Origin of the sequence: Calothrix rhizosoleniae SC01, from assembly GCF_900185595.1 — a bacterium.
Classification (GTDB): domain Bacteria; phylum Cyanobacteriota; class Cyanobacteriia; order Cyanobacteriales; family Nostocaceae; genus Calothrix_A; species Calothrix_A rhizosoleniae.
In genome coordinates, this window is the sequence record NZ_FYBH01000055.1 from 1 (window position 1) to 11416 (window position 11416).

The window sequence follows — 11416 nt, forward strand, 5'->3', positions numbered from 1 at the left end:
AGCCCGGGTGTGGGACATCAATGATAATTTGCTGCAAACCCTCCAAGGTCATCAGGGCAGGGTCTACTACGCCAGCTTTAGCCCCGATGGTCAGCGCATTGTCACCGCCTCATCTGACAAAACAGCCCGGGTGTGGCGGGTGGAAAGTTTGGATAAATTGCTGGCGCGGGGGTGTGATTGGTTGGAGGACTATTTTGTTACCCATCCCCAGGCGAGGGAGAGGACGGGATGCGTTGTGAAGGAGTGATGGAGTGATGGAGTGATGGAGTGATGGAGGGAAGGAGTGATGGAGGGAAGGAGTGATGGAGGGAAGGAAGGTTAATCAAAAGTCAAAGGTAAGATGAGGGGTTGTAATGTAGGGGCGCAAGGCTTGCTTGCGCCCAAATCCGTAATTTGTGTGCTGGCATACTGGTACGATTGTTCGTAACTAGTAATCTTTGCGATCATCCCTCTATTCTGGTGTTATAAACTGGGGAATAGACATTGAGCGATCGCTTTTAGGAATGTGGATTAAATAAAGTACAACCCTTGTATTTCTGGATATCATTTTGGGTTGTGCGATAAGCCTTCGGCATAGCTCCGCTTACCGCTCCATCCAACCTTGTATATTAAGAAGAGTAGATATTAAGCGATCGCTTGACAATTATTTTTTGCATATATGGCTCGTGATTTATTTCATGATATCGTTAGGGCGGCATTAGAAAAAGATGGTTTGACTTGCCAGTCCAGCTATTCCTGTATCAACGGGTGCTACTAAACCACTCCACAATGCTATCTGCTAAAACTATAGATAGATTCTGCTGTTCTTGGGAATCTACAATCCATTGTACTTCTTCCATATCACTGAGAAAACCCAGTTCTAACAATACAGATGGAGCGACTGTAGGGCGTGCTAATGCCAGATTTTTCCAACGTACCCCATCCCCAGGTCTACCTAAATTTTTGACCACATACTGTTGTAAAAATTTTGCCAATCCCAACGACTGGGGATGATACCAGTAGGTACCTATACCTTGTCTCTTTTGACTAATTTTCTTAGTACCAGTATGGTTGTAATGAATAGAAAGAGCGATCGCAGGTTCAATGCTGTTAATTCTAGCTACTCGTTCCCCTAAGGATAATTGGATGTCATCCTCTCTAGTTAAATATACCATTGCTCCTCGTAACATTAACTGCTCTTGCAATAACTTCGCCATGATTAAGTTAATGTCCTTTTCCAAATAACCGTCCTGACTTTTGGCTCCAGAATCTATCCCTCCATGTCCAGGATCGAGGACAATCTTAATTCCAGACAATGGTCCACTAATGCCAGAAATAGGGGTAAATGTGGGTGTAAATGGAGAATGACGCAGGGTCAAGATTAGATTATTTTCGTCATATTTCAGTTTGTAACCCCATTGCTGGGAATTTTTGAGATTAAAAGTGTACTTTACTCTCTTAGGCTTCTCCTGCTGCCAAAAAATCCGGGAAATAATCGGATTATTGTTGATGGGCATAATCTTATTCTTAGCAGTGGTATTATGCAGAGTTAAAGTAAAGATGCGATCGCCCTGTTTGACGCTGATGGGTACGGGAGTTTGTAAAGGAAATATGACCTCAGTCTTAGCTTCTAATTTACGGTAATAAATATCACAAGCGAATGATTCAGAAGAAGTATTACTGATGAAAGTCCGCGTTTCTTGACGATGAATCCAAGCTCCATAATCGAGGCGCAACCAATCTCCTTTAGTGGATGTGATTGTTGCTTTTGTGTTTTTGGGTAAGGGTGTGAGTCTTGTAGCTTCATCACTAGGAGCAGTACGGCTGATACCTGAGTCTACAACCACTTCAGCAATTTTTACAGGTGTTGGTAATTTAATCGCAGTGTTGACAGCGCCGCAATTCCCAGTAGTTTTTTGGATTTGAGATTGGTGTATAGATTGTTCTCTCCCAATGAATATCAGACCTAAACCTAAACACAAGCATAAACAAATCAATAATTGACGATAAATTGCTACATCATCCCTTAGTAATAGTTTGTGTAGCAGCTTCGCCAAACGACGGTGAACCATACAAATTAAATTGACAAAAACTTTGCCATTCTATTATTATTCAGTATCTTTTAAACAACTAATTCTTGAGAATTCAATATTACCAGGAATTTTGCTAAATTTTAACTTTCTTGCGATCAGAGAAAAATAATCACATGATGTGGGGGATGAAACTGTAACTTGCTTCACTCCCCCTACTCCCTACTCCCTGCTCCCTCGTTAAGCTGGATACTGCTGCAACACCTGCTTTAAGTACTTACCCGTATAAGACTGGGGATTCTGCGCCACCTCTTCCGGCGTACCCACAGCAATCACTTCCCCACCTTTATCCCCACCTTCTGGCCCTAAATCTACCACCCAATCGGCACAACGAATCACATCTAAATTATGCTCAATCACCAAAATAGAATTACCCTTATCCACCAATCTCTGCAATACATCCAATAACTTATGCACATCGTAAAAAGATAAACCTGTGGTGGGTTCGTCAATTAAATAAAGGGTTTTCCCTGTGGCGCGACGGGATAACTCCGTGGCTAATTTCACCCGTTGCGCCTCCCCACCAGATAAAGTAGTTGCTGGTTGTCCTAAATGCACATAACCCAAACCCACATCTACTAAAGTTTGCAACTTCTTCACCGCTTTGGGAATATTTTGGCAAAAGTCTAACGCTTCTTCCACCGTCATATTCAGCACATCGGAAATAGATTTACCCTTATACTTCACCTGTAAGGTTTCCCGGTTATATCTAGCACCTTTGCATACTTCACACTGTACGTAGACATCGGGTAAAAAGTTCATTTCAATCACATTTACACCTTGTCCACTACAAGCCTCACAGCGTCCACCTTTAACATTAAAAGAAAACTGTCCCCGCTTATAACCCCGTGCTTTCGCTTCTATGGTTTGGGCAAAGACTTCCCGAATGGCATCAAATACCCCAGTATAAGTAGCTGGATTAGAACGAGGTGTTCTACCGATGGGGGATTGATCAATAACAATGGCTTTATCAACTGCTCCCAATCCCTTAATTGCATCAATTTCTTTGGGTAAGGGGACTCTTTTCAGTAGATGGTGTTGTAATGCAGGGTAAAGAAGTTCATTAATTAAGGTAGATTTACCGGAACCAGATACCCCCGTGACGGTAACAAGTTTACCCAAGGGAATACTGACATTAATATTCTTGAGGTTATTGCGGTGGGCATTTTCGATAATTAAATTAACCCCGTTTCCTTTCCTTCTTTGAGCTGGAGTTGCTATGGCTCTGCGTCCCGATAAGTATGCACCAGTCAAGGAAGTTTCTGCATCTAACAATGTCTGCAAATTCCCCGCAGAGACAATATCCCCCCCATGAATACCTGCATGGGGCCCAATGTCTACGATATAATCGGCAGCACGAATAGTTTCTTCATCATGTTCCACTACAATTAAGGTATTACCCAAATCCCTTAATCTGTTTAAGGTTTGCAGTAACCGGGCATTATCCCGTTGATGTAAGCCAATGCTGGGTTCGTCTAATACATACAATACCCCTGTCAACCCAGAACCAATTTGGGTGGCTAAACGGATGCGCTGGGCTTCTCCCCCGGAAAGGGTCATAGCTGGACGATCCAAAGTCAGGTAATTTAACCCCACATCCAAAAGGAATTGCAGCCGGGCGCGAATTTCCCGTAATACCAAGTCTGCAATCTGCATTTGTCGAGGACTCAACTGTAAATTATCAATTCTCTCTCGACAATCTTCAATAGATACCCCTGTTAATTCTAATATACCGTACTGTCCCAACTTTACCGCCAAAGCCTCTGGCTTCAACCGCTTGCCACCACACACTGGACATGGTTGATCGATTAAATACTGTTCTAACTTTTGCTTAACTAATTCCGAACCCCCATCATATTGCCTCTGTAAAATTGGCAACACCCCTTGAAAGTTTTTGGTCTTGCGTGCCTCTGGAGTTTTTTCCTCTCCATGCAAAACAATCCCTTGCTGCTCCGGGGTTAAATTTTTCCACTGAGTCTGCAACTCAAACCCATGAGCCTGTCCCAAAGCATACACTAAATCCAAATAATAGGAATTTTCCTTTTCAGACCAAGGAGCGATCGCCGCATACATAGGAGCATTTACATCGGGGATGACCAATTCTGGGGAAAATCTTTTTAAGGTACCAATACCATGACAATGGGGACAAGCACCATAGGGAGAGTTAAAGGAGAATAACCGGGGTGATAATTCTTCCATGACTGCCCCATGTTCCGGACAGGCAAAGTTTTCGGAAAACACCAACTCTTCAGGTAATTCTTGATTCTCAGTATCTTTGATAATATCGATTACCGCAATACCTGAAGATTGTTGCAAACAGGTGGAAAGGGAATCTACCAAACGCTCCTGAATCCCTTCTTTCTTCACCAAGCGGTCAATTACCACCTCAATGGTGTGGGTCAAATTTTTATCCAACTCAATGGAATCCGATAATTCCCGTACTTCCCCATCAACCCTTACCCTCACAAAACCTTGGGCAGCCAAACTAGATAACAACTTCCTCTGGGTTCCCTTCTTCCCCCTCACCACCGGCGCAAGAATCTGGAACCGGGTACGATCCGGTAAATCAAAAATGCGATCGCACATTTGATCAATGGTCTGGGGAGCAATAGAGCGATCGCATATGGGACAATGTGGTTCTCCAGCCCGTCCAAATAACAACCGCAGATAGTCATAAATTTCCGTCACCGTCCCCACCGTGGAACGGGGGTTATGGGAAGTGGACTTCTGGTCTATGGAAATCGCCGGACTCAGCCCTTCAATCCCTTCCACATCCGGTTTATCCATTTGTCCCAAAAATTGCCGTGCATAGGCGCTCAGGGACTCTACATAGCGACGCTGTCCCTCAGCAAAAATTGTGTCAAATGCCAGGGAAGACTTCCCAGAACCCGATACTCCAGTAAACACAATCAAGCGATCGCGGGGCAATTCCAAATCAATATTCTTCAGGTTATGCTGCCTTGCACCCCGAATCCGAATCGTATTTTGACTATCGTCAGTGTGAGAAATATGTCCATTGAGGGATGGGTCTAGCTTGGTTTTTGACATATTAGCAGGGTAAGACGGTGGCAGGAAACAATCCTTAATAATACTACCGCTTTAATTATCTTGATAGAACAGTTGTATTATTTTAAGGGAAAAATCATCGGGCACGGCATGTGTGATATTGTCAGTAGATCGAAAATATTAGTCAAGGCAGCAAGGGAGTAGGGAGTAGGGAGTAGGGAGTAGGGAGTAGGGAGTAGGGAGCAGGGAGCAGGGGGAGAATTATCTGTAGCCAGGATTTAGAGAAATGGTAGAAGACTTTTAGGACAAGGAGGTAAAGTAGACAAGGGAGGAAAACCGACCCAAAATAAGTACGGTTTCCAAAAATACAAACTTGTCCAAAAGCCTATTAAACCGTTGAAAAATCTTCCTTGTCTACCTGTCTTCTAGTTTCCTTTGTCCCCCTTGTGAGTGCCCCCTGCGTCCCTTACCAATAAGTTTGCGATCTTGTTATCTCTTAAAAGACTATGCTTCTACCCAGATACTTCCCTCTTCAACACGGATAGGAAAAACAGGCAATGGCTTTGGTTGGGATACCATACCCATAACTTTACCAACACCAGGAGGCCAAGGAGTCCATTGTTTTACCTCACCACTACACAATTCAAATTGGCTACGATGCCAAGGACAAACAATGGAACCATCGGGGGTAATTTTGCCTTTTTTCATCTTCAACTTTAAATGGGGGCAGACATTATCAACTGCATAAAGTTTACCCTCATGGTTCAAGACTAAAATTTTGCGATCGCCAACATTAACTACTTGTCGCTCTCCTGGTGATAATGCACCTTCGGCTAGAACTTTTGTCCAACTCATAAAAACTCCTAATTTTTATTAGCCCTATTGTTTCGTTTGCCGTACTTGTGTCCCCTATGATCGCTGACTTCGTTAAGATACAGTATGGGCAATTACGATTGAATGGACAAACAGATGGCTCAAGCAAATAGTCAGTTTATGCAAGAAGCGATCGCTTTGTCGATCAAAAGTGTAAAATCTGGTCAAGGAGGCCCTTTTGGGGCAGTAATTGTCAAAGATGGAGAAATTATTGCCAAAGCTCATAATCAGGTAACATCCACCAACGATCCTACGGCTCATGCCGAAATTATGGCAATTCGTCAAGCTTGTCAAGTACTACAAACTTTCCAACTCAATGGTTGCGAACTCTACACCAGTTGTGAACCATGTCCCATGTGTTTGGGTGCTATTTACTGGGCGAGGTTAGATCGGGTGTACTATGCCAATACTAAAGCCGATGCTGCGGATATTGATTTTGACGACCAATTTATTTATCAAGAACTAGATCTACCTATAGGCGAGCGGCAATTGCCAATGGTTCAAATGATGAGACAGGAAGCCTTATCAGCTTTCCAACTCTGGTCTCAGACAGTAGATAAAACAGAATATTAAAGGATGAAAAAATTATTAATTACAGGTGCAAGTGGGTTTCTCGGATGGCATTTGTGTCAATTAGCAAAGTCAAAATGGCAAGTTTATGGCACTTATTTTTCCCACTACCTTGATATACCAAATGTCAAGATGTTGTCAGTTAACTTAACAGACATTCAAGAGTTAAAAGGCATATTTAGTCAGATTCAACCCGCAGCCGTAATTCATACAGCAGCCCACTCCCAGCCAAATTTTTGCCAAACCCATCCCCAAGAATCCGATTTAATTAATGTGAAGGCTAGCTGTAATATTGCTGGGCTGTGTGCAGATTATGGCATACCTTGCTTATTTACATCCACTGACTTAGTGTTTGATGGTTGCAATGCACCTTATAAAGAAACAGACCCCGTATCTCCTATTAGTATTTATGGAGAACAGAAAGTCATGGCTGAACAAGGGATGCGAAAAATTTATCCCCTAACAACCATCTGTCGAATGCCATTAATGTTTGGTAGGGCAACACCCACAGCTCAAAGCTTTTTACAACCATTTATTCACACCCTAAAATCAGGGAAAACATTAAATTTATTTATCGATGAGTTTCGTACTCCTGTCAGTGGAACAACCGCAGCCAAGGGTCTATTATTAGCTTTAGAAAAACAATTCCCAGGCATTCTCCATCTAGGAGGCACAGAAAGAATTTCTCGCTATGATTTTGGTCGCTTATTAGTAGATATCTTGGAATTATCACCAGAAAAAATTACAGCCTGTCACCAAAAAGATGTGAAAATGGCTGCACCTCGACCAGCCGATGTATCTTTGGATAGTTCTCAAGCTTTTGCGATCGGATATTCACCTTTATTGGTGAGAAAAGAATTGGAAATGTTAATTGGTAATTAGTAAGGTCAGTGGAAAAATTGATAACTATGTCCGCAGCGAGTGAAACGTAGTGTAATCAAGCAATATTAGGATTTCATTATTTGTATATTTTATTACATATTTAGTATTGGTTTGCGCCTATTTACTTAACTAAGAATTCAATTTACAGTGTTTCAGAATATTCAATAATTCCAAGGAAATCAAAATGACAAGTGGAAAACCTCTTCAACCGACCAAATATGCTGAGATTACGTATGGGCTTACCAAACCAGTTGATTTTGAGGTCGCGGTGAATTACGGCGGTTCCTTAATGGCGATTGCTGGAGCAGATGGGGAATTAGCAGAACAAGAATTCCAGTGGTATATTGACGAGCAAAGAAATTTGCTGACCGATCCTGAAGAGTACATTGAAACCCTCCGCAAATTCGATTGGAAAAGTGCGAACCTGGAAGAGCTATTGGGTAAAATCAGTTATGATTTTCCTCTGAATTTTCGCCGAACCATGTTGTACCAAGCAATCAAGATGTGCCGAGCCGATGGCAGCTACCATGAAAAAGAAAAAGCATCTGTAACTAAGGCAGCAAAAATGTTAGGAATTGAGCGCAACATAGCTGCTAGCCTTGAGTCCCTAGCGGAACTTGAAGATGCAACCGAACGACTACGGCTTAGTTTATTTGAAACTGAGATTTGAAACGGAGAATAACAAATGAGGAATCGAATTTAATATACTAGAAATCTCCGAAAAAGAATATAAAACTCTTGTGTAATCAAGATTAATATCTCTTTTTCGGAGAAGTCTATGATGTCAAAAACATTTATCAAAATGAGTAGTTACAGGGACGAGAAAACGATAATTGAAAATTTTGACTGGAATCAACTGTCCCTAGAACACTTGAATCAGATTCAATCGAAAATAAGCAAAGCGATCTATTTGAAGAAATGCGAATTAAAGTTGACTCAATCTACTACTAATAAAATCCAGGTTCATCGGTACAAAGCAAGTTTGGCTAATGTTTTCCCTCAGAAACTACGTAGTTCTCTATCTGAGTATCAACAATGTGTTTTCATCATTAGTTTAGGAAGCAAAAACTTTGTCGATAGCCAGCGACTTGAAGCCTCAATTAAATGGATTAGCAAACACTTCACAGCTTGCATAGTTCTAGTTGGCGACAGTGTATATCGACTTACGATAGAGATTAGAAGCAGAGAGATTAAAGGTGATGAAGCTAGACTGAAAGCACTTGATGCTGGACAGGAATTTCTCAATCAGAACTATCTTTTATTTGAGCAATATTCCCAAAGCTGTTGTTTCGAGTTTAGATTGGCTTCCCAGATCGAAAAGCAATCTGACTTTGAGGCTTATTATCAGGAATTTCAGAGTCTTTATCGAAAAGATGAATCTTTCCAAAGGATGGTAGAATCCTTTGCCTATGGCTATTTGAACAGGATAGAACAGACAGAAGAAGGGCAAGCAGACGAGTTTCTCCAAAGACACAAGCACCAAGCGATAACCTACCTACTCGAAGAATCTGCTTTGTTTACCTGCCTTGCTAAAGAAAAATGGCGAGTTTTTACTTATCCTGGTTCAATTAAAAGTTTTGAAGAAATTGCAGCAGGATTGCACTCAGAAGTACCCTTACCTCTGAAGCAATTGATCTGGGTTAGCCTGCGTCTTAAAAAGAAGTCTAATGCTAGGGAGAAAAAAGCAAGCATTGGATCCAGGGAAACTATAGGTGAATACGGTTAAATTAGGTTGGGATGCTTCTTCAAAGGCACTAGCAATCACCGTCTCAACTAACCCAAACCCCCTTGTTGACAATTCCTGGACGCGGAAGTAGGTCGCACTTGTCACCGATATATAGCAAGCACTACGCATATACGTTAAGACATTGTTGAAGCACCAAACCTATGAAAAGTAAACTTATTACTTATTATAGTTATTCCAATTAATTTCCGTAGTGGCAGCACTTGCTCCATTTACACAAAAAGCGGGCAAGATGCCCACACCACAGGATTTGTTAGGGGTTCTACCTCTAATAGGAATTATCTGTTTTTTATTTGAAATTACTATACTTATTACTTGCGCTCGGTTGTGCTTTATTTATCTTAGTGGTTGAAATTCAAACACATCATAATCACCACCACGAAGTACTGACTCAGTATGTTGTCCTCGCAAACGCTGATCCATAATTTGTTCTAGTGCTCCCCATACAGCCCCTAATGTGTAAGTACATTTACGTAGGGAACCTTGAGGCTCACCAGCAGAACATAAGGTTTCACTAGTATAAACCTTGATCACATCTGTATCTTGGATTAATTTTTCCACTATACATAGACGAGTACCATCCTCACCTAAAGCCAACCTGATTTGCTCAATGGCATCTGACAAAGATATAGAAGAACCAGCCAACCCTAATTCTTGCACTAAATGCTTACCTCGACTGCGACCTGCTGCGGTAAAAGCGATCGCGGCAGCTTTTTCTCCTAAAGCATCTTCAATACCCACAATTGCCGCTTTAAAACAGATAATACTGCTGAAATCTCCGAGAATAGGACTTGACATACTCCCCGCAATTCTATTGCGGGGATTCTGGGCTCAAGCAGTGATTGCAGCTCTTAGCCGACTTACATCACCTAACCCAATGGATGATGCCCCAACCATTTGAATATTGCGTGCAGCGTTTTCGTCTCTGGCATTCACAGACTGGCATTTCGGACAACGCCATTCTCTAATAGACAAATCTAAACTTTCTAAAATGTAGCCACAGTTGGAGCAAGTTTTACTGCTGGGATACCACTGGTCAATAAAAACAACCCGTTTATTTTTCTTTTTGGCAACCCATTCTAGGATTTGTAGAAACTCACCCAAAGCTAAGTCTGATATTTTTCGACCCCAAAGACGCTGCATTCCTTTAAGGTTTAACGTTTCAAAGCAAAGCACATCAAACTTGTCAGTTAATTCATGTGCTAACTTCCAAAACCAATCACGACGACGATTAGAAATATCTTCATACTTGCGTACTAAGTTTTTTCTAGCTCGTTCACGATTGGTTGAGCCTTTTAACTTTCTAGAATGCTGCTTACTAGCCTTTTTGATAGCGTTTAGAGATTGCTTAAAAAATTGGGGAGACTCAATTTTTGTACCATCTGAGCAAGAGAGAAATGCCTTTAACCCAAAGTCAAATCCCGCTATTTTACCAGTCGTGAATTTAACTTGTGAACTACTACCTTCATCAACAACCACAACCATAAATAATTCGCCCAAAGCTGTGCGTTTTATAGTTAAATTTTTGATTTTTCCCTCAATCTCTCTAGATTGATAAAACTGATAAACTTTATTCCCAATCTTTACTCTGTTGCCACCCAAAAGCTTATAACCAGCTTGTTTAAGAGTGAATGATTTATATTTTTTAACTTTCTTAAATCCTGGTGGTCTAGCTCCCGTGTTGTTATATTTGAAAAATAACTGGTAGGCTTTTTCAATGCGTTGGCAAATATCTTGTACTGCTTGAGAACCCACTGTTTGCCAGAACCGATTGCGCTTTCTTAATTTAGCAACGTGAGATTGAAGTTTTGCACAGCTTAAGTGTTTACCCCACATTCGATAGTAACGTTTATGCAAGGCAATACAATGATTGTAGATTACCCCACTGGCGTTAATCATGCCCTTGAGGAATCTGTTTCTTTTGTGCTGATATAGTTTAAACTTCATACTTCTCATGTAGTTATGATACCATTGACAGTGTAGATAATCAATACTCATCTACATGAAATCTGTATATAATCACTACAATCATGCAATCGGATTGGCTACTGTTCATCTGGTCTGGATACCATGTAGACGTAGGAGGGTTTTTGCTAATAACGAAAAGTTAAAATTACGATGTATTGAGATATTTCAGTCTGTTGCCAGTGATAAAAAATGGATTATCAAGCACTCTTATGTTGCTCCTGACCATATTCATTTATTGGTTGAGTATGACCCGCATCACTCAATATCTCAAGTAGTGAAAGCGTTTAAAGGCAGGTCGTCAAGA

The 11416-nt window shown here is 41.3% G+C and carries 11 protein-coding genes; 6 read left to right on the top strand and 5 right to left on the bottom strand.

What is annotated here, in order from left to right; translation table 11 throughout:
• The coding region (locus CALSC_RS03155; RefSeq protein ID WP_143288134.1) for a WD40 repeat domain-containing protein at nt 1-247 on the top strand (247 nt) is incomplete at its 5' end.
• A 493-nt stretch (nt 248-740) separates the two neighbouring features.
• Here CALSC_RS03155 and CALSC_RS03160 read toward each other — a convergent pair.
• From CALSC_RS03160 to CALSC_RS03170, 3 genes are all read right to left on the bottom strand, one after another.
• Nucleotides 741-2051 (bottom strand): N-acetylmuramoyl-L-alanine amidase, encoded by a 1311-nt coding sequence (locus CALSC_RS03160; protein WP_088239967.1) that lies wholly within the window; start codon nt 2049-2051, stop codon nt 741-743.
• Nucleotides 2052-2249: 198 nt separating this feature from the next.
• Nucleotides 2250-5117: an excinuclease ABC subunit UvrA gene (gene uvrA, locus CALSC_RS03165; RefSeq protein ID WP_088239968.1), complete on the bottom strand. Its 2868-nt coding sequence runs from the start codon at nt 5115-5117 to the stop codon at nt 2250-2252.
• A 462-nt stretch (nt 5118-5579) separates the two neighbouring features.
• A complete protein-coding gene (locus CALSC_RS03170) occupies nt 5580-5930 on the bottom strand; it encodes a Rieske (2Fe-2S) protein (protein WP_088239969.1) in 351 nt (116 codons plus the stop codon).
• Between the two features lie 114 nt (nt 5931-6044).
• Between CALSC_RS03170 and CALSC_RS03175 the strand changes: the two genes are divergently transcribed.
• From CALSC_RS03175 to CALSC_RS03190, 4 genes are all read left to right on the top strand, one after another.
• The gene (locus tag CALSC_RS03175; protein ID WP_200817545.1) at nt 6045-6521 is read left to right on the top strand and encodes a nucleoside deaminase; all 477 of its coding nucleotides are present in this window, start codon (nt 6045-6047) and stop codon (nt 6519-6521) included.
• A gap of 3 nt (nt 6522-6524) precedes the next feature.
• Complete coding sequence (locus tag CALSC_RS03180) at nt 6525-7400, top strand: SDR family oxidoreductase (protein WP_088239970.1); 876 nt, start codon at nt 6525-6527, stop codon at nt 7398-7400.
• Nucleotides 7401-7668: 268 nt separating this feature from the next.
• The gene (locus tag CALSC_RS03185; protein ID WP_200817546.1) at nt 7669-8070 is read left to right on the top strand and encodes a TerB family tellurite resistance protein; all 402 of its coding nucleotides are present in this window, start codon (nt 7669-7671) and stop codon (nt 8068-8070) included.
• Between the two features lie 132 nt (nt 8071-8202).
• Nucleotides 8203-9126, top strand: coding sequence for a tRNA-dependent cyclodipeptide synthase (locus CALSC_RS03190; protein ID WP_159460557.1), 924 nt, complete (start codon nt 8203-8205; stop codon nt 9124-9126).
• A 354-nt stretch (nt 9127-9480) separates the two neighbouring features.
• Here CALSC_RS03190 and CALSC_RS03195 read toward each other — a convergent pair whose 3' ends face one another.
• Both CALSC_RS03195 and CALSC_RS03200 read right to left on the bottom strand, forming a co-directional pair.
• Nucleotides 9481-9942, bottom strand: a complete 462-nt coding sequence (locus CALSC_RS03195) for a hydrocarbon-binding protein (RefSeq protein WP_088239973.1) — start codon at nt 9940-9942, stop codon at nt 9481-9483.
• A 33-nt stretch (nt 9943-9975) separates the two neighbouring features.
• On the bottom strand, nt 9976-11100 hold the full coding sequence (locus tag CALSC_RS03200; protein ID WP_088239974.1) for an RNA-guided endonuclease InsQ/TnpB family protein: 1125 nt from the start codon (nt 11098-11100) through the stop codon (nt 9976-9978).
• Between the two features lie 46 nt (nt 11101-11146).
• Here CALSC_RS03200 and tnpA point away from each other — a divergent pair.
• Nucleotides 11147-11416: IS200/IS605 family transposase (tnpA, locus tag CALSC_RS03205; RefSeq protein ID WP_088239977.1), on the top strand; the 270-nt coding region annotated here is incomplete at its 3' end.